A 24,060-nucleotide genomic window follows, 5' to 3' on the forward strand; every position below is an offset into this window, starting at 1 on the left:
TTCTTCATTTTTTTAAAATCGTGCTCGCCAGTAAGCGCGCAAGTCCGCCATTGACAATGGCCACTCCTATAATAATTATGATTCCGCCAATGGCACTTATGAGGATAAATTTTTCATGTAAAAGAAAGATGGCGGCAATCAGGGTGACCAAAGGCTCGAGGTAGATGAACGTGGACACCCTTGAAGCATCCAATACCTCCAGCGCCTTTCCCCAATACCAATAGCCAATTCCAGACACGAATATCGCCAGGAAAAGAAGATGTGCCCACTCTGTCTGTGTCAGCAAGGGCAGGGATTCCCAGCCTTTATTGCGGATGATAAAAGGGAGGGTGAGCATAAAGCCGATCAAGCTCATGTAAAATGTCACCAAAAGAGCCGGATAGGGAATTTGCAGCCTTTTTAACAGGATGGAATAGACTGCCCAGTTCAGTGTGCTCAGGATCATCAAAATGAAACCGATGTTCAAGGCGAATTCGAAGGAATGGCCGCTCCGGGTAGTGGTGACAAGAAAGACACCTGCTATAGCGACCACCATTCCAATTCCTTTCTTTAGATCCATCTTTTCATGCAAAAAAAGGACCGACAGCAGAACGGTGAAAATCGGAGAGAACGAAATGAGCCATCCGGCCGATGAAGCATTGATTGTTAACAAGGCTGTTGCCTGCAGGACTTGGTGAATGAATACACCGAGAATTCCGAGGACTACCAAATGAGGAATGTATCTGATCGAAATCCGCAAAGTATAACGATTTAATAAAAGGATAAACAATAAAAACAAAGCACCGATGCCAAAGCGAAGCACCAATAGGGAATAGGGGTCAAGCTTCCCGAGTACTGCTTTTGCTGAAACAAAGGAAACTCCCCAAAAACTGATCGATAATAAGGCATAAACAGATGCGGTAACCTTGGTTCGAAACGGGATCATGGCACGGAATCCTTTCTGGCGGACAAGTTTTTTACCATCCTATGCTTGTTTTGGAGGAAGAAGAATCATGAAAAATTATCCAGTGTTATTTACAAAATAATGTAAAACTGAGATAATGAAGCAAATGGTTAAGGAGGGAAAGTAAGTTTATGGAACCAACATCTAATTGCTAATTATTAATTTTATTAATAAGGGATTTTGTACAGAGTGTAAAAAGCCTATATGCATAGGTTTATTTCGTTATGCTCTTTATGGAATTACAGCAATTAGAAGAAAACTTACTTTACTGAATCATGATACGGATTTTTTGGCATAGGCTTATTTGTGCTTGCTGAAAATGTTGATTCAAGACTGTAGGGGATTTCTACGGTCTTTTTTATATGGAAAAAATCGAATAGTAAATGAGTTCTTCTTGGCTGTCCATAAAAGCGTAGCTTCATTATGGATGAAAGAAGGAATGGATATGTTAGAACTGAAAGTGCACGGAATCAAAAAATATATGGAAGCGACGCTGGTCGTGAACAATTTTACATTGGAAGCATTCGAAGGGGAAAAGGTAGGAATCGTAGGCGCGAACGGAAGCGGAAAAAGCACGGTTCTCAAAGTGATTGCCGGAATCGAGAGGATGCATTATTATCCCGGCTACCCTCAGACATCAAGCCCGGGATATGATGAGGGCCTGATTCATCGCCCTAGAGGAGCGTCTTTTGCTTACCTTGAGCAGATGCCATCTTATCCGGCCGGATTGAAAGTAATCGATGTGCTGAACCTTGCTTTTGAAGAGGTTCACGGGATTGAAAAAGAGATGCGCGAGATAGAGGGACAGATGCAGGTGTTGGAAGATGGTGCTCTGGAAAAAGCGCTCAATAAATATAGTGATCTTGTGAATTTATACGAAGCAAGAGGAGGATATGACCAGGAGGAGAAGCTGAGCAAGGTTTGCACTGGGCTTAAGTTTTCCGAGGACTTTTTACAGAGGGATTTCGATTTGCTGAGCGGCGGGGAGAAGACAACTGTGGGTCTCGGGAAGATCCTGGTACACCAGCCTGATATCCTGCTGCTGGATGAGCCGACGAACCACCTCGATATGGAATCGATCGAATGGCTGGAAGGCTTTTTGAAAAATTATAAGGGGATCGTGCTGATTGTCTCGCATGATCGTTATTTCCTTGATAATGTCGTCAATAAGATCGTCGAGATTGAAGATATGGAAACGATCAGCTACAGAGGGAACTATTCTGCTTTTATCAGTCAAAAAGAAGAGAACATGCGGGTGCAATACGATCAGTTCCGCGAGCAGCAGAAGAAAATCAATAATATGGAGAATCAGGTGACGAGCCTGCGCGATTGGGCGCTGCGGGCGGACAATAACAAATTCTTCAGGCGGGCAGCGAGCATCCAGAAGAAGCTCGATAAGCTGGATCGAATCGATAAACCGATTTTTGAGCGCAGGAATATGAGGCTTCATTTTAGCGATGGTATGAGGTCAGGAAAAGAGACGATCAAGGCGATCGATGTCTCCAAGCGTTATGGGGATAAGGTGATTTTTGATAGTGCAGATTTAATGGTTCATTACGGTGAGCGGGTCGGTCTTGTTGGGCCGAATGGCAGCGGCAAGACGACTTTCCTGAAGATGCTTCTAGGTGAAGAACAGCCGGACGCAGGTGTGATTGAGTTGGGCGCAAATGTGATGGCCGCCTATCTGCCTCAGAAAATCGAGTTTAAGAATGAAGAGCTGACGGTGTTGGAGTGTTTCCGTGAGGACATCTCAATTGTCGAAGGAAAAGCACGCGAGTACCTGGCGAAGTTCATGTTTTACAAAAAGAGTGTCTTCAAGAAGGTGAAGTTCCTGTCAGGCGGTGAGAGGATTCGCTTGAAGCTGGCGATGCTGATGTACCAGGATATCAATTTGCTGATCCTCGATGAACCAACGAATCATCTGGATATCGATACGATTGAGACACTGGAAGCAGCACTTGAAGATTTTAAGGGAACGATCTTCTTCATTTCCCACGATCGTTATTTTATCAATAAAATCGGTGAGCGCGTGATTGGCGTTGAGAATGGCGGCTTGAAGAGTTATGAAGGGAATTATGATGATTATAAAAGGGAGAAAGCTAAGCTTGAAGTGGTGTCGAGTGTGAAGGAGAAAAGGATGGAGCGAGTCGAGCAACCTGACCAGGGTGCAAAAAAGGAAAGGGGTCAGCGAGTAGTGAAACCAGACCCTGGTGCGAAGCTTTTGAAAAGGATTGAAAGCCTGGAAAAAGAAATTATGGAACTTGATCTGGTGATGGGCGTCAAACAGGATTATGAGGAGCTGGATCAGCTGTATAGCAGGAAGCAGCATTTGAATACAGAGCTTGAGCTGGCAATGGAAATGTGGCTGAGTGCCGGTGAGTAAGGATGAGGAAGCATGAATTTTTTCATGCTTCTTTTTTTAGTGTGAATTAAACACTATAAATAAGTTGGAAATATAGTAATTTTTACCCTTAAAAAGGAATATTTATGGTATAAATAATAGGTAAAAAGGTTTAGGGGGATTTACGTGACATTATATGGATTATTTGTGCTTATTCATGTGATCGCGGCCGTTGTTGGTTTAGGAGCGAGCTTTGGAATGCCGGTTGTCGCCAAGTTCGGTGCTAAATCAGTAACCAATGCAAAAGTATGTTTTGAGATTAATAAGAAGATAGAAGTATTCGCCAAGGTGGGGTCGATCACCCTGTTGGCAAGCGGGATTTTAATGGCGATCATCAACCCAACATTGTGGTCACAAGGATGGTTCATCGGCTCATTGATTATATACGTGCTGATTCAGCCTATCGTTGCAGGAATGCTTCCAAAGACAATCGAAAAACAGGTCAATATCGTCATGAACAGCAACGACGGCGAATTATCGCCAGAATATCACCAGCTGGATAGAAAAGCCGCAAAGCTTAACGGCATCGCTCATGTCGCAGCCGTTGTACTTATCGTACTTATGTCAACAAAACCATTCTAGGGGGAAATGAAAATGCAAGCAAAGCCAATGTTTTATGATGGACACGGAGAAAACAAACAGGTTGCTGAAGCGACCCAGCCAACAAGAATCGTCATTACAGAAGAGATGAGGAAATCCATCGGCGGAAATCCTTATGTGTTTGTAAAATAGGTTGATCAAGGGAGAGCGCTAGCCATATTGGCTGGCGCTTTTTTTGTTGTTTAGGACTGCGGGCGGGGGAGTTATTAGGAGAAGGCTGAGTTCGGACAAGTTTGGCGGCAGGAGAATGAAAGCTGTCAGAAGAAGGAGGGACTTAAGCCAGGTTTGGCGCTAAACGAGGGAAAGCTGTCAGAAGAAGGAGGAACTTAAGACAGGTTTGGGTTCAACAAGCCAAAAGCTGTCAAGAAACCGAAGTTATTAAGACAGGTTTGAGGTCAACAAGCCCAAAGCTGTCAAGAAACTGAAGGAATTAAGACAGGTTTAGTTCCAACAAGCCAAAAGCTGTCAAGAAACCGAAGTTATTAAGACAGGTTTGAGGTCAACAAGCCCAAAGCTGTCAAGAAAGCGAAGGAATTAAGACAGGTTTGAGCTCAACAAGCGAAAAGCTGTCAAGAAACCGGAGGAATTAAGACAGGTTTGGATCCAACAAGCGAAAAGCTGTCAAGAAACCGAAGTTATTAAGACAGGATTGGGTTCAACAAGCAAAAAGCTGTCAAGAAACCGAAGTTATTAAGACAGGTTTGGGTCCAACAAGCGAAAAGCTGTCAAGAAACCGAGGTTATTAAGACAGGATTGGGTCCAACAAGCGAAAAGCTGTCAAGAAACCGGAGGAATTAAGACAGGTTTGGATCCAACAAGCGAAAAGCTGTCAAGAAACCGAAGTTATTAAGACAGGTTTGAGTTCAACAAGCGAAAAGCTGTCAAGAAACCGGAGGAATTAAGACAGGTTTGGATCCAACAAGCGAAAAGCTGTCAAGAAACCGAAGTTATTAAGACAGGATTGGGTTCAACAAGCAAAAAGCTGTCAAGAAACCGAAGTTATTAAGACAGGTTTGGGTCCAACAAGCACAAAGCTGTCAAGAAAATGAAGGAATTAAGACAGGTCTGAGGTCAGCAAGCCCAAAGCTGTCAAGAAAACAAATTTATTAAGACAAGTTAGGGTGCAATAAGCGAAATGATGTATGAATGGGTGGCTCAAATCACAATCATTTCCTTCGCATGTGTTTTTTCACTCGAAAATAGGAAAATATATGATAAAGGCAGGTGATCTAGATGAGTGTGTTTTCGGTAAATGGAAAGGTCGATAAGGGTAGGCTACTGAAGGAGCTGCTGATTCCGGTTGTTGGCGGTATGGTGACGGGTTTGATTGCGACCCGGAAGGCGAAGGAGAAGTACCGCAAGCTTGAGAGGCCGGATTATGCGCCGCCTTCGTGGGTGTTTCCGGTGATGTGGACAGGCCTGTACGCGACGATGGGGCTGGCGAATTACCGGGTGTCGATGAAGAAGAAACCGACTGCCACCGCGGAGGCTCTTTATGATATCCAGCTTGGATTGAACTTTCTTTGGTCGTTCTTATTTTTCAAATGGAACCTTCGCGGAGCGGCGTTTGCGGAGATTGGCTTGTTACTAGGCATGATTACGTTGACAACTTATCAATACTATCAAAAAGATAAAGTTGCCGGCCGATTGATGCTGCCGTATATAGCATGGGTTGCTTATGCGCTTCAGCTCAATTACAGCATGTGGAAACTGAATAAGGAATAATTTTTTACTGAATTATGCAACTATTTTAATCTATCCTCCGTCTAAACTAATAGACTACCAATAATTCTAAAAATTGGGTGAATAAAAGTTTGCTAGAGTGGGAATAATAGAACCAACAGCATATTAATAACGGAGGTAGATTAAGATGAAACAAATCAAGGAATTCATGAATGAAGAAGGTTTTGAATTAAAAGGTTATATTTCACAGTTGTTTGAACAAGCTTCTGATAAAAATGATAAGAAAAAACGCTGATCGCGGGTTAAGCTGATCAGCGTTTTTTCATTTGCTCCAAGACTTCGTCGATTTGGGCATGGTCCTCTGGTGACTCATCGATATGCTTCCACAAGAGTTTGCCTTGTGCTGAATAGAGCCAGGTTCCTCCCTGGATATACACATCCTGTGTTTTCATCGATTTCATGACGAATTCTTTCTGCTTTTCTTCTTTAGGTATAAAATCCTTGACCTGCCCCGTAATGAACCCGAAGCCTGCTTTCGCGAGAAGTTTCCATTTCGGCATCGTTTTGTGTCCCATGCCCCGATACGCTTTCCGCGAAGGGTCACCTAAAATCGGAAAAGGGAATGGCCCGAACTGGTCCACAAATTGCTTGATAAATGTTCCTTTTGAAGGAGCAACCGCAATGACCTGGTAGCCTGCTGCTTCTACTTCATTTATTCGCTCGCGCAACTGCGCAAGGTATTGTCGGCAGATTGGTCAGCCGAGGTGGCGGACAAATACTACCATTGTTTTCCGGCCTTGAATGGCTTCTTCTAATGTGATGGTTTGCTCAGTATTGGTAGTTTCCAGTACATAATCCATCAAATCACATCCTTTAGTAAAAGCATATAGAAGTTCCTCCGTAATGAAAAGTTTGGATGCTGTCGAAAAATATTTTTGCAATTTTATGAAAATAAATCATAAAATAAACTAACCAGTCGGTTTATTTTAAAAATCTAAGGAGGGATTTTTCATGAAAGTCGAAATCAAGAGGTTAAGTGATTGTCCGTTAAAAGATGGAGTAGAGGCTTATAATCGAGGGTTTGAAGGTTATTTTTACGACCAGGCAAAAACGATTGAGACATTTGCGAGCCGCTTCGGACTGGAAGGGATTTCGCCGGAGCACTCTGTTGTTGCTTACTATGAAGGCAAGCCTGCCGGAATAGTGCTAAGCGGTATCAAGAGAATGAATGGTGAGGTGATTGCCTGGAATGGCGGGACCGGGGTAGCGAAGGAGCTGAGGGGAAAGGGGATAGGGAAGCAACTGATGAATACGGCACTGGATATTTACAGGGAGAACCAGGTGAAGTACGCAACTCTCGAGGCGATTTCCAGAAATGAAGGTGCCATTCAAATATATCAATCTCTTGGTTTTAAGCTCGTTAAGAAGATGAAATTCCTTCAGTATAATGAGCAATTTCCAGAAGGCATATTTAACAACACCGCGACTTATCATGCCGAGCACGTAGCACCGATTGAATTAAGCCGGGTTAATTTTTACCGGCATGAAACCTCTTGGCAAAATCATAGAGACAATGTTCACGGTGGGAATGCAGTTATCCTGTGGGATGAGCAAAACGAGATTGCGGGTTACTCTCTTTTTAAAAAGTTTTATAAAGAGGGAACAGTTTCAAATATTGGTCTGCTGCAGCTGGAAGTCGCGAAAGGCCGGGACGATCGGCAAGATATCATGAAGGCGCTTCTGAAATATTCTTTCTCTCCGCTGGACAGGACTCTTCAAAGAACGACGGTCAATACGCCCGAAGAGAATACTGAGCTATTGGAATTATTAGCTGAATGTGGATTTGAACAATGGGAAGAGCAAGTTTGGATGGTCAAAGAGCTTTACAATTCTTAACAATCCTTTTCGATTTATTTACAACTCCTTAAAATCACATTAATAACTCTCTAGTAATCTTGTTCTTGTAGCAAGGGACATAATATTAGGGGGAATTAAGGAATGAAGAGTTTTAAAAAGTTAGCGATGTTTACTATGCTTGCTGGTGTAATGGCTTTCGGAACAGCTTGTTCGGATGGAGAAAGCAACGCAGAAGCGACAAATGGTTCTAATGAAACTGAAACTCAACTTGAAGGCAGCGTCGTAATTGATGGTTCAGGTACGGTTTACCCTTTCATGGCAAAAATGGCTGAGAACTATATGAGCAAACAAGAAGATGTCTCTGTAGAAGTAAGCCGCTCTGGAACTTCTGCCGGATTCAAGAAATTCCTAGTTGAAGATGGAACAGACTACAATGATGCATCACGCCAGATTAAAGATGAAGAAAAAGCACAAGCTGAAGAGCTAGGTATCGATGTAAAAGAAATGAAAGTAGCTTTAGATGGTATTACCATCGTTATTAATAAAGAGAATGATTGGGCTAAGGAACTGACAAAAGAAGAAATCGTTGATATCTTCCTGGCTGAAGGCGGAAAGAAAAAGTGGTCTGATGTCCGCGCTGACTTCCCAGCTGAAGAGATTAAGACTTACGGCCCTAACGAAAACCACGGGACATATGAGTTCATGTTCGAAAAAATCCTCGAGGAAAAAGATCTTGTAGAAGGTATCAATCTTCAGCAGGACTATGCAACCCTTGTTGATCTAGTATCAAAAGACAAGAACGGTATCGGTTTCTTCGGATATGGATATTATGCAAGCAACAAAGACAAATTGTCTGCTGTAAAAGTGGATTTCGGTAACGGTCCTATTGAACCTTCTCTTGAATCGATCAAGGAAGATGGAAAATACGCTCCATTCACACGTCCGGTTTTCACATACTTGAATGTAAATAATGCAAAAGAGAAAGCACAAGTGCTTGACTATGCAATCTACACGATGGAAAATGCACAGGATGTTGCAGCTGAAACAGGATTCGCTCCACTGTCTGACGAAGACATCCAGGCGACATTAGCAGAACTGGAAGACTTGAAATAAACAAAGTTGACTTGAAATAAGCAAAGCTGAACTAGAAGAACTCGAAATGACAACTTAAATAAGCAAAAAGAAAGCAGGGGAACTTCATCATTGTTCTCCTGCTTGTTTTATTTGATTAGTCATTTCAATTTCAGAGTTGATTGCTAATTTCCTAACCCCGGCCATTAAAAGTTTTACCAAGAGAAAAGTGGCTGAGATCGAGAATAAGCTGTGAAGGGATGTCCAATTCTTTTTGTATTGAATTAAATTTGTATTTTTCTCAAGCCAATTTTCCGCGAGTGTTGATGGAACGGAAAACAATATTAATTTTAAAAAAGTCGATAATGGACCAGATTTTTCGGTAGCCTGATTAAAATAGATGCAGGTTACGGGGAAAATGAGATAACTGAAAAGCACGCTGATATCAAAAGTTTTAAAAAGGGAGACTGGGTATTTCAAATACCCTTTCTTGACTAGTAAGTTATCTATGAAGGAGGCAATATAACTTTTTAAAAAGAAAATAATCAGCCAATCCTTAACAGGAGGCTTTCTTATCAGTTGAAAGAAAAACAAGATACCTAGAACGAAAAGGATTCTTAGTGTATTTTTTTCGGCGTTTCTTCTCATAAGGCAGGACCTCCCGACTGATAATCTTTTGTATCATTCCTCCTGTAGATTAGATTATTCCCAGCAAATAACTGGATGTAGATATAATCATCAGTGGAATGGGTATAATAGATGATAGTTTCCTTTATTTGTAAATAATGATTTGTGAGGCAAAACCATGACGAATGCGATTTATGCGATTTTTTGGCTGGGCATCTTAATAATATTGGGGGATTGGAGGAACTGGAGAAGGTACTATCCGACTATCCTATTCTTTATGCTCGGTGATTTTATTTACATGTACTTATTGTCTGATCATTATCCAATGTGGAAATATGTACCCTCATCTGCAGACAGGGAAATAGGAATCACCAATACGCATATTTCGTTTTCAATTATGTTATTAAAATATCCTGCGACAGTTCTTGCCTATTTAGCTCATTTTCCCAGGCAAGGCCTCTTCATGAAATGGTTTTATTATTTAGCATGGGTGATGGTTTATTATATCAATGAAACGATCGACTGGCATTTCCATTTAATCAAATACTACAATGGCTGGAATATTGGCTGGTCCGTTCTTTTTAATGCGGTCATGTTCTTTATATTGAAAGTTCATTTTCATAGACCGCTATTAGCCTGGATCTTCTCGGCTGTTTTTATTGTTTTTCTGTGGAATACTTTTGATGTACCTTCTAAAGTTTTTCGTTAGGAAAAATTGTAGAAAGACGAGTAATCTCTTCTTTGGCGGGAATAAGAGGAAGAAAAGGTTTTACCATAAGGAGGATAATTATGTCTTTTGAATATACAGAAGAAGATGGTCGTTTTGTTGCAAAGGATGCAGATGGACTTGAGGTAGGGGAAGTGACTTATACTCGTGATGGCGATGATGTTCTCATCATTAACCATACAGGCGTCGATCCTGCAAACCGCGGCCAAGGAGTAGCAGAGGAATTGGTTCGCCAAGTTGTGGAAAAGGCCAAAAATGAAGGATTGAAAGTCGAGCCGGTCTGTTCCTTTGCGCAAAAAGAATTCGAGAGGAAATCGGAGTACAAGGAAGTTCTAAAGAAATAGCCTGAAAGCCTTTGGGTCAGCTCAAAGGCTTTTGCCCTTGTACGTGTGCGGCGATTGTTAGGGAGCACTTGCGCTTTTGTCCAGGTTGACATTTAAACTATCCACATGATAAAATTATCTCGAATTCAAGATATTATGTTTTTTTCAAAGTTGTTAAGGATAAAGTAAGAATAGATATTTTTTGGATTAATATCTCGGTTTCGAGATAAAGGGGGAGACAACTTGAACGAGTTAAAAGGAATTCACCATGTTACGGCCATCACCAGCAGTGCGGAGAAGAACTATGAGTTCTTCACTTATGTTCTGGGAATGCGCCTTGTCAAAAAGACGGTCAATCAGGATGATATCCGCACCTATCATTTATTTTTCGCGGACGATAAAGGGTCAGCAGGCACAGATATGACGTTCTTCGATTTTCCGGGAATCCCAAAAGGGTCACATGGAACGGATGAGATTTATAAAACGGGCTTCCGTGTGCCGACAGATGATGCCCTCGATTACTGGGTGAAGCGATTCGATAAATATGACGTCAAGCATACGGGCATCAAGGAATTGTTCGGTAAAAAGACTCTTTCATTCGTCGATTTTGATGATCAGCAATACATGCTGATATCGGATGAGTTCAATGAAGGGGTAGCTTCGGGGACTCCTTGGCAAAACGGACCTGTTCCGCTGGAGTACGCAATCACAGGTTTAGGACCAATCCATATCCGGATCTCACGCTTTGACTATTTTAAAGAGGTACTGGAAAAAGTCATGCATATGCGTGAAGTCGGACAGGAAGGTTCCCTGCATCTTTTTGAAATGGGTGAAGGCGGGAACGGTGCGCAGGTCATTGTGGAGGATAACAAAGTTCTTCCAGCTGGCCGCCAGGGCTTCGGTACCGTGCATCACACAGCATTCCGTGTTGCCGACACATCGGTTCTTTATGAGTGGATCGATCATATGAAGGGTGCTGGGTTCGGCACATCTGGTTATGTTGACCGATTCTTCTTTGAATCCTTGTATGCCCGCGTTGCACCGGGTATCTTGTTCGAATGGGCAACAGACGGACCGGGCTTCATGGGTGACGAACCATACGAAACTCTCGGTGAAAAATTGTCATTGCCGCCGTTCCTTGAATCGAAGCGGGAGCAGATTGAGGACTTTGTGCGCCCAATCGATACAGTCCGCAGCACACGTAATATTGAAAAAGAGTATCTATAAGCGAGTTTGCCATAGGCGATTAGTGGAAATACCTTAATGTATCAAAAAATAAGGGAGGCAATCCAAATGGTCAAATTAGCCGTAATTTTTTACAGCATGGGTGGAACGAATGTACAGCTATCGAATTGGGCTGCAGAAGGTGCTAAAGAAGCTGGAGCGGAAGTGAAGGTTTTTAAAGTGAAGGAATTAGCGCCAGAATCAGCAATCGAAGGCAATGAAGCATGGAAAGCGACTGTTGAAAAAACAAAGGATATCCCTGAAGTGACTCCTGATGATCTTGAATGGGCAGACGCTATCATCTTCAGCGTTCCAACACGATTCGGAAACATGCCGTCTCAAATGAAGCAATTCCTTGATACAACAGGCGGCCTCTGGGCTCAAGGTAAGCTAGTGAACAAAGTCGTAAGCGCCATGTCCTCTGCACAAAACCCGCATGGCGGGCAGGAAGCGACCATCTTGTCACTTTACACAACAATGTATCATTGGGGTGCAATCGTTGCGGCCCCTGGCTACAGCGATCCCGTGACATTCGGTGCCGGCGGCAATCCATACGGCACAAGCGTAACCGTCGACCAGGACGGCAACATGATCGAAGACGTCGAAGCTGCGGTCAAATATCAGGCTAAACGCACTGTAACGGTTGCTGGTTGGGTTAAGAACGGAAATCAATAATAGAAAAATTTTTAAAAGGCGAACAGTTTTGGACTGTTCGTCTTTTTGTCTTTTTGTGTTGAAAAAGGCTGTATTCGTATGTGAGTGAAGCTTTCGTACATGCAACTGCATTGGGCGATTTTTAGGGAAACTGAAAAATGCGCAAAGTGATGAGCTAACAAATTTGCTGGAAATTGAAAGGATGCCAGAAGGATGGACCTGAAAGAATGAACAAAAAGCAGGTAACGGATGTGCCGAGAAGGGAGTATCCACTTTTCTTTTGGGTAAAGAGTAAAGTCTGACTGACTAGGATTGGGAAAAAAACGCAGACTAAATAGTAAAATCCGCATCTCCAGTTTTTGCTCCACGATGACTATCCACCGATAACCTTTCAACGATATTCCACTCAAAAGGAGAGAAAGTATGTATATTCATTTCAAACAACACAGCCAGCTTTCAATTAAGAGGATTTGGGGGAAAACGGATCAGGAAGTATCAGCTATTTGTTATGATTCAAGGAAAGTGACAAAGGAATCGATGTTTGTCTGCATGAGCGGGGAAAACCATGATGGCCATTTATATATAAAAGAAGCCATTGTGAAGGGAGCCGCTGTCATTGTAGGTGAGAACCCTGAGCGGCTTGAGGAAGGGTCTCAGCAGTATCCCGAAGTGACATTCATTTTAACTGAAAACGCGCGAAGCTTCCTGGCGAATATCTCCATCATCTTTCATGGCCGGGTACATGAAAAAATCCAAACGGTGGGGGTCACAGGTACGAATGGAAAAACCACTGTTGCCGCATATGTGAAGTCGCTGATGACAAATTTGGGCATGCCGAGCGGATATATTGGAACGATTGGCATGTTTACTTCAAAGGGCCGGATTGAATTCAGCCAGACAACTCCGACCACACCTGAATCCATTGATTTACATTCGATTTTCAATCAAATGCATCTTCAGGGTGATGAACTTGCTTCAATGGAGGTAACCTCTGTGGCCATTGAACAGAAGCGGGTAGAGGGAATCACTTTTGATGTTGCCATACATACCAACCTGACCCCTGAACACCTTGAATTCCATCAAACATTTGAAAATTATCGCAAAGCTAAGCTAAAGCTTTTCCGCCAGGCAAAACAAGCTGTGGTGAATATGGATGATGAAGGAATGTCAGATGAAATTCTGGAAATTTTCAACGGTCCGGTGCTGACCTACAGCCTTGATAAAAATGCTAAGGCTGACGTGAAAGCAAGCAACTTAAAAATGTCTGAAGCAGGGACAGTTTTTGAAATGGTCGTCAGAGGAGAGTCTTATATCGTCAGGGCTCCGGTTTTCGGCAATTATAATGTCGCTAACCTTTTGGCGGCAGTATGTACTGCGCTGCATTCCGGGTTCACAGTCCAGGAGATTCTCCCGGCCATTACGATGCTTGAAAGCCCTGAAGGCAGGCTTGAAGTGTTGCAGGAATATGGCAATCGCAACATCATCCTTGATTATGCACACACGCCTCCTGCCTTGAAAAACCTGATAAAAGAGGTGAAAAAAATGCCTCACCGCCGCCTGATTGTGATGATCGCGGGAATCGGGATCAGGGATTGGGAGAAGATGCCGCAAATGGCCCAGGCAATTGAAGGGGAAGCCGATGAAATCGTGGTTTCGGTTGATCACCCGGGCTTTCATGATCCGGAGGATATTATCAATAAGGTTCTTAGCGGTTTTAAAAATCCGCGCGCTGGCAATATTCATAGAGCGCCTACTCGTCATGAAGGTGTCCTGGCCGCTCTAAATCTAAGCAGTGAACAGGATTTGATTGTCCTGACCAGCGGGTGTATCAATGGGGCACAGCTGGTAAAAGGAGAAAGGATCCCGCATTCGGACAAAGATATCATCCAAAACTACTTCCTATTTGAAAAAGAAAGCCTCGGCATGGAGTATGTCCAAGGGTAGAGATAAAAGCAGCCTAATCCTCAATTGGATTAGGCTGTTTTCTATTTACTCTTTCAAGAAACCTGGCTGCTCATAGCTTGGGTTCGGATACTTGTAAAATCCTTCACCGGTTGCAACACCAAGTTTTCCTTTGTCAATGTATTCTGTTTTCAATAATTCCGCCAGCTCCTTGAAGCCTGGGACGCCTGCCTCTCCTTTGGCATTGGAGATATTGTAGGCTGTGGTAATCCCGACGATATCGAGGATTGCGAATGGTCCTTTCGGTGCTCCGGTTGCGATCATCCAGGTTTTGTCGATTATTTCCGGATCTGCGACTTCCTTCATCAGCAGCATTTGACCTGCTTCCAGGAATGGAACAAGCAATGAATTCAAAATATAGCCTGGCTGCTCTTTGTATAATGGCAAGGCGACCATGCCAATAGCTTTAGCGAATTCCAATAAATCATCAAATACGGCCTTGTCTGTGCTAGGATGCATCATGACTTCGGCGGTGTTATTTTTCCAGATTTCGTTTGCGAAGTGCAGAGCGAGGAATTTTTCCGGGCGCCCTGTCGCTTCGGCAAACTGGCTTGGCAGCAGAGTAGAAGTGTTTGTTGCAAACACTGTTTTTTCCGGAGCGGCCTGTCCTAGTTTTGTATAAAAATCAGTCTTGATCCCGATAACCTCAGGGACAGCCTCGATAACGAGATCAGCATCTTTTACAGCTTGGGAAAGATTACTGTAAAAAGTAATGCGATTGTAGGCCGCATCGAGATCCTGTTCAGAAGCACCAAGATCCTGCTGATAACGCGGCTTAAGGAGCATGATTCTATTTTTAGCTCCCTCTATTGCCTCGTCGCTAATATCGTAAACAGATACATTAAAACCGCTATACGCAGTTTGGAAAGCAATCTGGCTTCCTAAAACGCCGCTTCCGGCGACAGTGATGTTTTTATAATTCATGGTTATTCTCCTTTCTATACTACTATTTATTTACCCTTATTTATTATTCTTAAAAAGTAATTTTTTAATATGGAAACCAAACAATTATTGGTTTGGATTTTAGTATATGTGGAAGGAAGACGGGCAGAAATGCTATAAAGAATTGCTTTTAGACATTTTGAGGAGTTTGAAGGGTGAAGATATCTTTAGGTATGCGTTTCTTAGACATTTTGGGAAGCGAAGGGAAGGAAATGTCTATAAAAGGGCGTTTCTTAGACATTTTGGGAAGCGGAAGGTAAGGAAATGTCTATAAAAAGGAGTTTCTTAGACATTTTGGGAAGCGAAGGGTAAGGAAATGTCTATAAAAAGGAGTTTCTTAGACATTTTGGGAAGCGGAAGAGAAGGAAATGTCTATAAAAAGGAGTTTCTTAGACATTTTGGGAAGTGGGAGGTAAGGAAATGTCTATAAAAAGGAGTTTCTTAGACATTTTGAGGAGCAGGAGAGCAAAAAATGACCATTAAATAAGATTTAATGGTCATTTCAGCCGCGGTTGCTTTTGAAATGTCCATTAACCTCATCTGAATCCAAGTCGCTGGTGTCTCTTGAAAAATCACGAAAAACCCCTAGTATCAAAAAATTACCTAACTTAGTGCTATCAAACGTATTTCCGCATATAAGACCCGATAATGATCCATGCGCTCCCATATAATCCTCCAATCAGGATGCCTGCGAGCAACGGGTTTAAAGGGACAAGTCCAAAAAGGTAAACAATCACGATGGGCGTTTGAAGGATGAAGAGCAGCGAGCTGTATCGAGGTGTGCTGGTGTGGTGGAGGATGGCGAATCCGAGTGGAAGTGCTCCGAGATGGATGGCGAGGCTGCCGATGCCGGTGCTGATGTTGATGAAGTCGAGCAAGGATCCAAATCCAATCAGGCCGTGGAAAAGAAAGCCGGCTGTGCCGATGCCGAAAAGAGCGAGTCCCAGAGCGGAAAGGAAGAAGCCGAATTTCCAAACCCAATTTCCTGCAGCTGGATCCTGATGCCTTAAAGCAAACAGGCCATGCAATAAAAACCACGAGGCTACCAATAACATGGAGTTGTTTACGTAATAGGCAAGGTGATTGGTATCATGAAGGATTGAATCTGCACCAGCTATCAGGTCAAGATAGCCTTGCCATATCCAGTTTGCTCCCATGAGAAAACCGCCAAGAATCGCTGCTGTTGAGGCAAAGCGAAGCTGGCTTTTCTTACAGTTTGCAGAAGCTGTCATGTGTTTATCACTCCCCTAATGATGTAAAATAAATATATGGATAGTACTGGGTATATATTCTTTTATGTTAAACACCGCTTTCCTGCATTAGTGAAGGGTATATTAAGTGAAAAGCAGTATGAAAAAGGAGGCAATCCAAATGACGAACAATCAACCTGGCTGGAATATCGATAATAGCTATTCGGGCCTATCTGGAATATTTTATAGACTGCAGAGTCCAACACCTGTAGAAGATCCTGAAGTGGTGATCTTCAATGAGTCGCTTGCGGAAGAGCTGGGTCTAAACCCAGAAGCCTTACAAGCTGATGAAGGTGCTGCTCTGTTTGGCGGCAACGAGATTCCAGAAGGTGGAACTCCACTTGCCCAGGCATATGCCGGACATCAATTCGGTCATTTCACCATGCTTGGGGATGGAAGGGCGGTGCTGCTGGGCGAACAAATTACACCGGATGGTGAGAGGTTCGACATTCAGCTGAAAGGATCAGGACGGACACCTTATTCCCGTGGGGGAGACGGTCGTGCAGGGCTTGGGCCTATGCTCAGGGAATTTATCATCAGTGAAGCGATGGTTGGATTGGGAATCCCGACTACCAGAAGTCTTGCAGTAACAACAACGGGAGAGCAAATCATCCGCGAGACGATGCAGACCGGGGCAGTCCTTACACGTGTGGCAGCAAGCCATCTGAGGGTTGGAACCTTCCAGTTTGCCGCGAACTGGGGTAAGACAGAGGACCTGCGTGCACTGGCTGATTATGCCATCAAGCGCCATTACCCTGAGGTCGAAGCGGAGGCTAACCGCTATCTTTCCTTTTTGAAAAAAGTAATCAAGCGTCAGGCAGCATTGATTGCGAAATGGCAGCATGTTGGTTTTATCCATGGTGTCATGAACACCGATAACATGACGATCAGCGGCGAGACCATTGACTACGGACCTTGTGCATTCATGGATACGTATGATCCGGCGACCGTCTTCAGTTCTATCGACAGGGATGCGCGCTACGCCTACGGGAACCAGCCGTATATCGGCGGCTGGAATCTTTCACGCTTCGCTGAAGCCTTGTTGCCCTTGCTGCATCAAAATGAAGACGAAGCAGTAAAGCTGGCAGAGGAAGCTCTATCTGAATTTCCAGAGATATTTGAGTTGGAATTCTTATCTGGAATGAGATTGAAATTGGGGATTTTTAATGAGGAAAAAGAAGATAAAAGCCTTATTTCGGATTTATTGAACCTGATGCACCAACACAAAGCTGATTTTACGAATACGTTTAAAGCCCTGACATTTGACCATCTTGAAGGATCGGAGTTGTTCGAAGCTGAGGAGTTCAAAAAGTGGCATGAAAAATGGCAGGAAAGACTCGGTCGCCAGGAGCAATCGAAGGAAGACTCACAGGAGCTGATGCGCGACAGCAATCCAGGCGTCATCCCGCGCAATCATAAGGTGGAGGAAGCGCTGGAAGCGGCTGTAAACGGTGACTTGAGTGTCATGGTAAAATTGCTCGAAATCCTTGCCAACCCATATGAGCATTCAGCTGAACAGGCAGAATACTGCAAACCTGCCCCACCAGCGGCAAGACCATATCGTACATTTTGTGGTACGTAAGCGTTAAGGAGGGCAATGTCGCTGTTATAGGTGTATGACGGACAAAACCATGTGGGAATCCTGAAAAAGTGTCCGTCATTGTCAAAGGTTCTGCAACGGAGTTCACCACACGAATAAAGGCAGTCCCGCCGCTGGGACTGCCTTTGTTTTATTTTCCTTCCACTGCGGATGTTTCTTTGTCTTTTTCAAAGAAAAGAATCAATGCTGGCAGCAGCATGCCGCGGACGAGGAAGGTGTCGATTAGGATGCCGACTGCGACGATGAAGCCGAAGACGAACAGGTCGGCGATTGGCATCGTGGTCAGCGCTGCGAATGTCGCGGCCAGGATGACACCTGCGGATGAAATGACGCCGCCGGTATTGCGAATCGCAATTTCAAGGGCGTCCTTAACTTTGTGCGTCTTACGCTCTTCGATGAACCGGGAAGCGAGGATGATGTTATAATCGATACCCAAAGCCACCAGGAAGATAAAGGCGTAGACTGGGACACGCGAGCTTAAGGCTTCGAAGCCGAACAAGACGTCGACGAGGAAGATTCCCAGCCCCAGCGCCGACAGGTAGGATAGCAAAATCGTTCCCATCATGTAAATGGACATCTTTATCGCGCGAGTGAGAGCGTATAAAAGAACCAGGATCAATACCGTTTCGAGAAGGACGATTTTTACGATATCACGGTTATTGATTTCCCGCTCGTCCAAAAGTTTGGCGGTGACCCCGCTATAATATGCTTTCCCATCAATCGATAGTTCCTCCAATAACTCTGGAGTTTCCGAGCGCAAATCCCCGATAAAATCAATGGCTTCAGTAGAGTACGGATTCATCGATAGCGCAACACTAAGCTTCATGGCCCTTGCATCCTCGGTTTGAGCAGACAACCGTACGGAGGCGATTTCATCATAGCTTTGCCATTGATCAACGATGGCTTTTGTATCTTCCTCAGTAAAAGCTTCATCACTTTCAATCACTAGTGTGGTCGGTGCCAGTTCTCCTTTGTCATACCTTGCTTCGACGATTTCGTAGCCGACTCGTGAAGGAAGGTCCTCAGGGAATTTTTTTACGGTATCGAATTCAAAGTCGAGATTGAAGACATTGAATGCTGTTAGAACTAAGAATGCGGCAACGATTCCGCCTGAGATTCCAGGTTTGGTCACGACGAAGCGAGCGACCGGTCCCCAGATTCCATGTTTCACTTCGGTTTCCTGGCCGTATTTCGGAACTTTCGGCCAGAATGCTTTGCGGCCAAATAAGGTGAATAGAGCTGGCAGCAGGGTAACGGAAGCGATCATGATAAAGAACATGGCAGTCCCAAAAACAGGTGCGAAATTCAGGTAATCGCGGAAATCAGCAAAGAATAAGACGAGCATCGCGGCAAGAACTGTGCCGCCTGCGAAAAACACAGGCTCAGCGGTTGCGCGCATCGCATATTTCATTGCTTCGTATTTGCTTTCATACTTGTTCAGTTCCTCGCGATAACGTGAAAAGACGAACAGCGAGTAGTCAATGACCGCTGCAAAAAGCAGGATACTCATGATAGAAGATGTCTGGCTGCTGACCTCCAGGCCGCCCGCTCCCATCAAGGCAACACTCTGGTTGACGACCTGATAGACAATCACAGTCGCAAGCAGCGGGATGATTGCGAGCAGCGGTGAACGATAAATGACAATTAATAAGATCAAAATAATCAGGACGGTTGCAATCAGCAGGACAAAGTCAGCTTGTTCAAACAGCTTGACGGTGTCGCCGGCAATTCCGGCTGGACCGGTAATGTAAAACTCTGTGCTTTCAAGGTCTTCAGTGATTTCATTGCCAGTCTCCAGAGCCTTGTCATTGATTTCAGAATACTGGCTGTTTCCGAGCCCTTTTTCCAGCTCCATCGGGACGATCATTGTCGAACCGTCCTCTGAGATGAACCCTCCCAACGCTTGAGGAGGAAGAGCGCTAATATCAACGATTGTTTCAATTCCCTCGATATCTTCCGCTATGATTCCGGTAAGGATTTCTTTGACTTCATCTAGATTGATGTCGCCGTTTTTATTATGGAATACCAGGATTCCCGGTGTTCCTTGTTCATTCGGAAATAGTTTTTCCGTTTTTTTCTCAGCAATCATTGATTGTGCTTCATCAGGAAGCGATTGGAAGTTGGTTGTTTTATATTCACTGAGCATTGGTCCTGCACTCAAGCCAACCATTAGGACCAGCCAGGCAATGATGGTAATCCACATTCCACGCTTTGTTGAAACCCAATCCGTAATTGGATACAACAGCTTTTTCACTAGTAAACCTCCCTAATTAGATTCCATTTTAATCTTACCACTCTATTTTTCTGCAAAAAAAGGCAACTTTGTTAATGAATTTCAACGCATAAACGAGTCATACCATTTATCCCAATCCAACCCAAGGGAGTAGGTCACAGATTTGGACTCTGATTTTGGACAGTCTTTGACGCAGCTGCCACCAACAATGAATCTCAAAGATGGCTTTATTTTTAGTGTGGAAGAAATCCAATCCTCCACCTTGCCAATTGGACCTGGGTTGGTCATCGATATCGCAACTACACTGACATCCTTCAATGTTATCAATTCTGCCAATCCCTCAAATGGCGTATTCGGGCCCAAATAAATAACGTCATGGCCTTTCTTCTTTAAAAATAAGCTGAAGACCATCAATCCGATTTGATGCTGCTCACCTTCTGGACAGAACGCCAGCACTTTCTGGAGTGCGGGATTGACAGGAAGGATCCTTAGGAATTGGGTGCAGCGGTTGATAATGAACTGGGAAGCAAAATGTTCCTGAGCCACGCTAATGGAACCATTCTCCCATTCATCGCCAACCTTATACAAAACCTGAACTAATATGTGATGGAACACCTCTTCATAGTCATACAGAGAAAAAGCGAGATCGGCAATTTGGTTTGCCTTCTGTGTATCAAGATTAACCAGGGCTTCGTATAGCTTTTCATGCAGCTCTTCGTACTTGTTATTCTGTGATGAAGGCGGGACAGGAGCCGGATCCGGATCCGGAGGGGATGCCTGCAGCAGCCTGACTGCGTCACTGATTTTCATGTTTTTTTCTTGTATTTGTGTCTTAATCCACTTGAGTGTCTTTAGATCCTTTTCGCTATATAATCGATGGCCGCCCTCGGTCCTGGTAGGGGTAACGACATTGTAACGGTTTTCCCATGCCCTGATCGTAACGGCGGGAATGTCTAGTTTTTCTGATACTTGCTTGATGCTATACAATTCCTCACCTCCACTTTTCATTATAGATAAGTTATACAAAAATTACACAAGATAAATGCTGTTAAATCAACAGTTTTATACAAATATATAAAGTGTTTGGTGAATTTGTATAATAATTGTATAATTAATTTCGGAAGATTATACAAAAATTATACAACGGGTGGTACCGAAAAGAAAACTCTGAATGTGGTTCATTAGTATTGCTTAATGTCGGCGGTTTAAGTTTGCTTTTGGTTGGATTATTTGAATGGGATTTGGCCGCGGTCTTTTCGAGGGCATGGACAGTCCAATCGCTAAAGTGGTCTACATCCTTGCAGGGCTCGCAGCAATTTACAGCATCATTCTTTATCAAAAATGATTAAAAGATCAGTGGAAAGGCGTACAGAAATTGAACCTATACGCCTTTTGTATGCCAGGAAACTTGAATAAAAGACTCTGGATGACTATTCTAAAGGAAAGAAGTAGCTAAAACAGGGGGATTCATACAATGGACAAAAAAGAAATTGAATATAAAATAGTCGAACTGAAGGACGAGTACTTGCAGCTTCAGCATAATCTCGAAAAACTGGAATCGGTAAAAGGGAATCTCCATCCACTGGAGAAGCGGCTGGCTGCCATTGAAGAGGAATTAAGCTCCTTAAATTCAATGCTGCGTGATCTGTAGGGAAAAGCTCCTTAAAAGTACAATGCTGCGTGATCTGTAGAAAAAAGCTCCTTAAAATACAACGGTTGATCTGTAGAAACCAGATTTATTGAAAACCAAACCGAGCCTATTCCGGAAAGGAATCAGGCTTTTCTTTTTGCGAGACCTCTTTCGTAAAGCTTTGTTGCCTTTCTCTGCTCAACCTTCCATATCGCGAAGGAAAATAAATAGGCATGAGCTGGATAAAAAAACGAGCTCATGCCTGGTTAGCAGATATTCAAGTAAACTGTAAAAATATTGACCAAAAGTTTGATTAAACCCATTTTTCCCATCGGCCATAGCTTTAGGCACTTTTAATCAAACGTTTGATTAATATCCTGCTAGGTAGCTTTTCCGATGAAAGACTCGGAGAATTAGGTGTGTCTTCTATGTAAAAAACAAAAGGCATGAGACAGCTCAAGTCCCTGGCTCATGCCTTTTGAAACAGCGAATCTATCAATTCACTTCTACTTTTCGACCTTCACGTGCAGAGGTCCTGATTGCATCCAATACTTTTTGAGTGGAATGTCCATGCCCGAAATCAGCAAGATAGGGATGCTTGGTTCCGGAAAGCAGCGTTTCATGGAGCGCATCCAAAGCTCTTTGGAAGCCATTATAATACCGTGCTGCGATTTGCGGCATAGTGGAAGGAGCCTCTAAATCGGCTGCCAGCTCGACTTCTTCGAGTGCGGAATTCCCTGCAGAAAGCAGGACTTTGTTGTCATCCAGCATCACAAGTGTTCCTTCCGTTCCGAAAATCTCCAGCCGCCATGTATGCTCAGTCTGGAGTGCTGCAGAAAGAAGCTCGAGCGTGACGGTTGCCCCGTTTTCCAGAGAACCGATAATTTGGAAAGCATCGTCGGCTGTCCGATGTTCAGTGTTCCCGTGCTCATCAGTCTGAGTTGGGACATGGATCGGCAGCTGGGCAAATACTTCTTTAAAAGTGCTGTTCATCCACCAATGAAGAGCATCCGTCATATGGGAGCCGATTGCGCCAAGCATTCCGCCGCCCTTGTCTTCCTGTCCAAGCCAGCCGCGAGGTTTTGAAATAAGGCCAGTGTAGCTGGCAAATGAACATTGATAACGGACGTGCAAAATCCTCCCGAGTTTCCCGATATCCAGGATTTCTTTTACCTTAGTTCGAGCTGGAAGGAAACGGAATTCATGGTTAATCAGCCCGAATTTACCCGACTTGTCTCTTTCTGTGATCATTTCTTCTGTTTCATCGATATTCAAAGCCATTGGTTTTTCACAGACAACATGCACGCCTTTCTCGAAAGCAGCGGCAACCATTTCTTTATGTAAATGCACGGCAGAAGCGACGATCACTAAGTCGAGATCCTCCTGATCAAGCATTTTCCGCCAATCAGTATAAATGTTTTCAATCCCGCTTGCTTTCTTTGCTTCTTCAGTGTTTCCCCTTGAAACACTCGATAATGCCACAACGTCGAACCCTGCATGGTGAGCCATCATTGGTGCATGTACCTTTGCGCCAAAACCCGTTCCGATAATACCCACTCTAAACTTTTCCAAAAATACCACCCCTGTCCAGAATTTAATTTAATAGTAAATCCGGGAGGGAGGAATGTAAATCAATATAGTATAATGATGGAAAAACAATCCAAGGAGGGAAGACACGATGAATATTGGGGATCTTTTATTTCAATTGATATTTTTCATCTTATTAATGGGCATTGTGGCTGCAGTTTTCTATGTTGTCACATCACTTATCAAAAGGAAACCTGACGCCGCTGAGAGCGTAGAACAAAAACTGGACCGAATAATCGAACTGCTTGAAAAGAACAATAAAGAGTAAAACAAGTCCCTGGCTACATGCTATAATAGGAACTTAGATTTATACGAATTGCACGGATGCCTGAAAAGCCTCCGCATGGCGATCATATATGGAGGACTAAAAGATGAATAAGCGATGGACAATTGAAAAAATTAAAGAGTTTGTAGAGAAAAATTCAGAGAGTAAGCTGTTGACGACAGAGTACCACGGTTTTTCGCAAAAATTACTTTTCAAATGCGAATGTGGCAACAACTTTGAAAAAACCTTCAAGAAATTCAAGGACAACCATCAGCGTAAGTGCGAAGTGTGCCAGCCGCCGAAAGCTTCACGGTAGAGGAGCCATGTTGTAAGGCTGAAATAGACCTGTCATAAACACGGCACTTTCTTGACAGCTTTGAGCTCTATCACCTGAAACCTGTCACAAAAAAGGCGCTTTCTTGACAGCTTTGATCTTTATCACCTGAAACCTGTCATAAACACGGCATTTTCTTGACAGCTT

At 43.6% G+C, this 24,060-nt stretch carries 24 protein-coding genes; 16 read left to right on the plus strand and 8 right to left on the minus strand.

What is annotated here, in order from left to right; genetic code table 11:
* Positions 1 to 4: 4 nt before the first annotated feature.
* The gene (locus LGO15_RS02105) at positions 5 to 925 is read right to left on the minus strand and encodes a DMT family transporter (RefSeq protein WP_226086495.1); all 921 of its coding nucleotides are present in this window, start codon (positions 923 to 925) and stop codon (positions 5 to 7) included.
* Between the two features lie 463 nt (positions 926 to 1,388).
* Between LGO15_RS02105 and abc-f the strand changes: the two genes are divergently transcribed.
* The 4 genes from abc-f to LGO15_RS02125 all read left to right on the plus strand — a co-directional run bounded on the left by abc-f (position 1,389) and on the right by LGO15_RS02125 (position 5,669).
* Positions 1,389 to 3,326 (plus strand): ribosomal protection-like ABC-F family protein, encoded by a 1,938-nt coding sequence (abc-f, locus tag LGO15_RS02110; RefSeq protein WP_226086496.1) that lies wholly within the window; start codon positions 1,389 to 1,391, stop codon positions 3,324 to 3,326.
* Between the two features lie 144 nt (positions 3,327 to 3,470).
* A complete protein-coding gene (locus LGO15_RS02115; RefSeq protein ID WP_226086497.1) occupies positions 3,471 to 3,926 on the plus strand; it encodes a DUF2269 family protein in 456 nt (151 codons plus the stop codon).
* 12 nt (positions 3,927 to 3,938) lie between these two features.
* Positions 3,939 to 4,076 (plus strand): hypothetical protein, encoded by a 138-nt coding sequence (locus LGO15_RS02120; protein ID WP_167832341.1) that lies wholly within the window; start codon positions 3,939 to 3,941, stop codon positions 4,074 to 4,076.
* A gap of 1,101 nt (positions 4,077 to 5,177) precedes the next feature.
* The gene (locus LGO15_RS02125; RefSeq protein ID WP_226086498.1) at positions 5,178 to 5,669 is read left to right on the plus strand and encodes a TspO/MBR family protein; all 492 of its coding nucleotides are present in this window, start codon (positions 5,178 to 5,180) and stop codon (positions 5,667 to 5,669) included.
* 269 nt (positions 5,670 to 5,938) lie between these two features.
* Here LGO15_RS02125 and LGO15_RS02130 read toward each other — a convergent pair whose 3' ends face one another.
* Positions 5,939 to 6,379: a peroxiredoxin-like family protein gene (locus tag LGO15_RS02130; RefSeq protein WP_226087796.1), complete on the minus strand. Its 441-nt coding sequence runs from the start codon at positions 6,377 to 6,379 to the stop codon at positions 5,939 to 5,941.
* Between the two features lie 259 nt (positions 6,380 to 6,638).
* On the opposite strand from LGO15_RS02130, the gene LGO15_RS02135 reads away from it, so the two are divergent.
* The gene (locus LGO15_RS02135) at positions 6,639 to 7,523 is read left to right on the plus strand and encodes a GNAT family N-acetyltransferase (protein ID WP_226086499.1); all 885 of its coding nucleotides are present in this window, start codon (positions 6,639 to 6,641) and stop codon (positions 7,521 to 7,523) included.
* A 102-nt stretch (positions 7,524 to 7,625) separates the two neighbouring features.
* A complete protein-coding gene (locus LGO15_RS02140) occupies positions 7,626 to 8,597 on the plus strand; it encodes a PstS family phosphate ABC transporter substrate-binding protein (protein ID WP_226086500.1) in 972 nt (323 codons plus the stop codon).
* Positions 8,598 to 8,684: 87 nt separating this feature from the next.
* On the opposite strand, the gene LGO15_RS24280 is transcribed toward LGO15_RS02140, so the two are convergent.
* Positions 8,685 to 9,203, minus strand: coding sequence for a CBO0543 family protein (locus LGO15_RS24280; RefSeq protein ID WP_318999819.1), 519 nt, complete (start codon positions 9,201 to 9,203; stop codon positions 8,685 to 8,687).
* A 157-nt stretch (positions 9,204 to 9,360) separates the two neighbouring features.
* Here LGO15_RS24280 and LGO15_RS02145 point away from each other — a divergent pair, with 157 nt between their 5' ends.
* The 5 genes from LGO15_RS02145 to LGO15_RS02165 all read left to right on the plus strand — a co-directional run bounded on the left by LGO15_RS02145 (position 9,361) and on the right by LGO15_RS02165 (position 14,054).
* Positions 9,361 to 9,891 (plus strand): CBO0543 family protein, encoded by a 531-nt coding sequence (locus LGO15_RS02145; protein ID WP_226086501.1) that lies wholly within the window; start codon positions 9,361 to 9,363, stop codon positions 9,889 to 9,891.
* A gap of 80 nt (positions 9,892 to 9,971) precedes the next feature.
* On the plus strand, positions 9,972 to 10,253 hold the full coding sequence (locus tag LGO15_RS02150; RefSeq protein ID WP_167832335.1) for a GNAT family N-acetyltransferase: 282 nt from the start codon (positions 9,972 to 9,974) through the stop codon (positions 10,251 to 10,253).
* A gap of 222 nt (positions 10,254 to 10,475) precedes the next feature.
* A complete protein-coding gene (locus LGO15_RS02155; protein WP_167832334.1) occupies positions 10,476 to 11,459 on the plus strand; it encodes a ring-cleaving dioxygenase in 984 nt (327 codons plus the stop codon).
* Positions 11,460 to 11,519: 60 nt separating this feature from the next.
* On the plus strand, positions 11,520 to 12,131 hold the full coding sequence (wrbA, locus tag LGO15_RS02160) for an NAD(P)H:quinone oxidoreductase (RefSeq protein WP_167832448.1): 612 nt from the start codon (positions 11,520 to 11,522) through the stop codon (positions 12,129 to 12,131).
* Positions 12,132 to 12,533: 402 nt separating this feature from the next.
* Positions 12,534 to 14,054, plus strand: a complete 1,521-nt coding sequence (locus tag LGO15_RS02165) for a UDP-N-acetylmuramoyl-L-alanyl-D-glutamate--2,6-diaminopimelate ligase (protein WP_226086502.1) — start codon at positions 12,534 to 12,536, stop codon at positions 14,052 to 14,054.
* Between the two features lie 45 nt (positions 14,055 to 14,099).
* Here LGO15_RS02165 and LGO15_RS02170 read toward each other — a convergent pair whose 3' ends face one another.
* Positions 14,100 to 14,996, minus strand: a complete 897-nt coding sequence (locus LGO15_RS02170; RefSeq protein ID WP_226086503.1) for a 3-hydroxyacyl-CoA dehydrogenase — start codon at positions 14,994 to 14,996, stop codon at positions 14,100 to 14,102.
* A gap of 635 nt (positions 14,997 to 15,631) precedes the next feature.
* Positions 15,632 to 16,246 carry a hypothetical protein gene (locus LGO15_RS02175; RefSeq protein ID WP_226086504.1) on the minus strand — a complete coding sequence of 205 codons (615 nt, stop codon included), beginning with the start codon at positions 16,244 to 16,246 and terminating at the stop codon, positions 15,632 to 15,634.
* A 139-nt stretch (positions 16,247 to 16,385) separates the two neighbouring features.
* Between LGO15_RS02175 and LGO15_RS02180 the strand changes: the two genes are divergently transcribed.
* Positions 16,386 to 17,846, plus strand: coding sequence for a protein adenylyltransferase SelO (locus tag LGO15_RS02180; protein WP_226086505.1), 1,461 nt, complete (start codon positions 16,386 to 16,388; stop codon positions 17,844 to 17,846).
* A gap of 148 nt (positions 17,847 to 17,994) precedes the next feature.
* On the opposite strand, the gene LGO15_RS02185 is transcribed toward LGO15_RS02180, so the two are convergent.
* Both LGO15_RS02185 and LGO15_RS02190 read right to left on the minus strand, forming a co-directional pair.
* Complete coding sequence (locus LGO15_RS02185; protein WP_226086506.1) at positions 17,995 to 20,118, minus strand: MMPL family transporter; 2,124 nt, start codon at positions 20,116 to 20,118, stop codon at positions 17,995 to 17,997.
* 81 nt (positions 20,119 to 20,199) lie between these two features.
* Positions 20,200 to 21,084 carry a MerR family transcriptional regulator gene (locus tag LGO15_RS02190; protein WP_226086507.1) on the minus strand — a complete coding sequence of 295 codons (885 nt, stop codon included), beginning with the start codon at positions 21,082 to 21,084 and terminating at the stop codon, positions 20,200 to 20,202.
* A gap of 247 nt (positions 21,085 to 21,331) precedes the next feature.
* Here LGO15_RS02190 and LGO15_RS02195 point away from each other — a divergent pair, with 247 nt between their 5' ends.
* Positions 21,332 to 21,442 carry a DUF378 domain-containing protein gene (locus LGO15_RS02195; RefSeq protein ID WP_226086508.1) on the plus strand — a complete coding sequence of 37 codons (111 nt, stop codon included), beginning with the start codon at positions 21,332 to 21,334 and terminating at the stop codon, positions 21,440 to 21,442.
* Positions 21,443 to 21,571: 129 nt separating this feature from the next.
* On the plus strand, positions 21,572 to 21,748 hold the full coding sequence (locus LGO15_RS02200) for an SE1832 family protein (RefSeq protein WP_167832326.1): 177 nt from the start codon (positions 21,572 to 21,574) through the stop codon (positions 21,746 to 21,748).
* Positions 21,749 to 22,222: 474 nt separating this feature from the next.
* Here the strand turns inward: LGO15_RS02200 and LGO15_RS02205 are convergent, their stop codons facing one another.
* On the minus strand, positions 22,223 to 23,299 hold the full coding sequence (locus LGO15_RS02205) for a Gfo/Idh/MocA family protein (RefSeq protein ID WP_226086509.1): 1,077 nt from the start codon (positions 23,297 to 23,299) through the stop codon (positions 22,223 to 22,225).
* Positions 23,300 to 23,405: 106 nt separating this feature from the next.
* Here LGO15_RS02205 and LGO15_RS02210 point away from each other — a divergent pair, with 106 nt between their 5' ends.
* A complete protein-coding gene (locus tag LGO15_RS02210; protein ID WP_226086510.1) occupies positions 23,406 to 23,582 on the plus strand; it encodes a DUF4083 family protein in 177 nt (58 codons plus the stop codon).
* A gap of 103 nt (positions 23,583 to 23,685) precedes the next feature.
* Positions 23,686 to 23,895 carry a hypothetical protein gene (locus tag LGO15_RS02215; RefSeq protein WP_167832323.1) on the plus strand — a complete coding sequence of 70 codons (210 nt, stop codon included), beginning with the start codon at positions 23,686 to 23,688 and terminating at the stop codon, positions 23,893 to 23,895.
* Positions 23,896 to 24,060: the final 165 nt, after the last annotated feature.

Origin of the sequence: Mesobacillus sp. S13 (assembly GCF_020422885.1) — a bacterium.
Lineage (GTDB): Bacteria > Bacillota > Bacilli > Bacillales > Cytobacillaceae > Mesobacillus > Mesobacillus selenatarsenatis_A.

Excerpts from the sequence above, each read along its gene's own strand:
- LGO15_RS02180 (WP_226086505.1), top strand. The coding sequence starts at position 16,386 with ATGACGAACAATCAACCTGGCTGGAATATCGATAATAGCTATTCGGGC.
- LGO15_RS02195 (WP_226086508.1), top strand. The coding sequence starts at position 21,332 with ATGGGATTTGGCCGCGGTCTTTTCGAGGGCATGGACAGTCCAATCGCT.
- LGO15_RS02210 (WP_226086510.1), top strand. The coding sequence starts at position 23,406 with ATGAATATTGGGGATCTTTTATTTCAATTGATATTTTTCATCTTATTA.
- LGO15_RS02165 (WP_226086502.1), top strand. The coding sequence starts at position 12,534 with ATGTATATTCATTTCAAACAACACAGCCAGCTTTCAATTAAGAGGATT.
- LGO15_RS02145 (WP_226086501.1), top strand. The coding sequence starts at position 9,361 with ATGACGAATGCGATTTATGCGATTTTTTGGCTGGGCATCTTAATAATA.
- LGO15_RS02125 (WP_226086498.1), top strand. The coding sequence starts at position 5,178 with ATGAGTGTGTTTTCGGTAAATGGAAAGGTCGATAAGGGTAGGCTACTG.
- LGO15_RS24280 (WP_318999819.1), bottom strand. The coding sequence starts at position 9,203 with ATGAGAAGAAACGCCGAAAAAAATACACTAAGAATCCTTTTCGTTCTA.
- LGO15_RS02170 (WP_226086503.1), bottom strand. The coding sequence starts at position 14,996 with ATGAATTATAAAAACATCACTGTCGCCGGAAGCGGCGTTTTAGGAAGC.
- LGO15_RS02120 (WP_167832341.1), top strand. The coding sequence starts at position 3,939 with ATGCAAGCAAAGCCAATGTTTTATGATGGACACGGAGAAAACAAACAG.
- LGO15_RS02150 (WP_167832335.1), top strand. The coding sequence starts at position 9,972 with ATGTCTTTTGAATATACAGAAGAAGATGGTCGTTTTGTTGCAAAGGAT.
- LGO15_RS02215 (WP_167832323.1), top strand. The coding sequence starts at position 23,686 with ATGAATAAGCGATGGACAATTGAAAAAATTAAAGAGTTTGTAGAGAAA.
- LGO15_RS02140 (WP_226086500.1), top strand. The coding sequence starts at position 7,626 with ATGAAGAGTTTTAAAAAGTTAGCGATGTTTACTATGCTTGCTGGTGTA.
- abc-f (WP_226086496.1), top strand. The coding sequence starts at position 1,389 with ATGTTAGAACTGAAAGTGCACGGAATCAAAAAATATATGGAAGCGACG.
- LGO15_RS02200 (WP_167832326.1), top strand. The coding sequence starts at position 21,572 with ATGGACAAAAAAGAAATTGAATATAAAATAGTCGAACTGAAGGACGAG.
- LGO15_RS02105 (WP_226086495.1), bottom strand. The coding sequence starts at position 925 with ATGATCCCGTTTCGAACCAAGGTTACCGCATCTGTTTATGCCTTATTA.
- LGO15_RS02135 (WP_226086499.1), top strand. The coding sequence starts at position 6,639 with ATGAAAGTCGAAATCAAGAGGTTAAGTGATTGTCCGTTAAAAGATGGA.
- LGO15_RS02175 (WP_226086504.1), bottom strand. The coding sequence starts at position 16,246 with ATGACAGCTTCTGCAAACTGTAAGAAAAGCCAGCTTCGCTTTGCCTCA.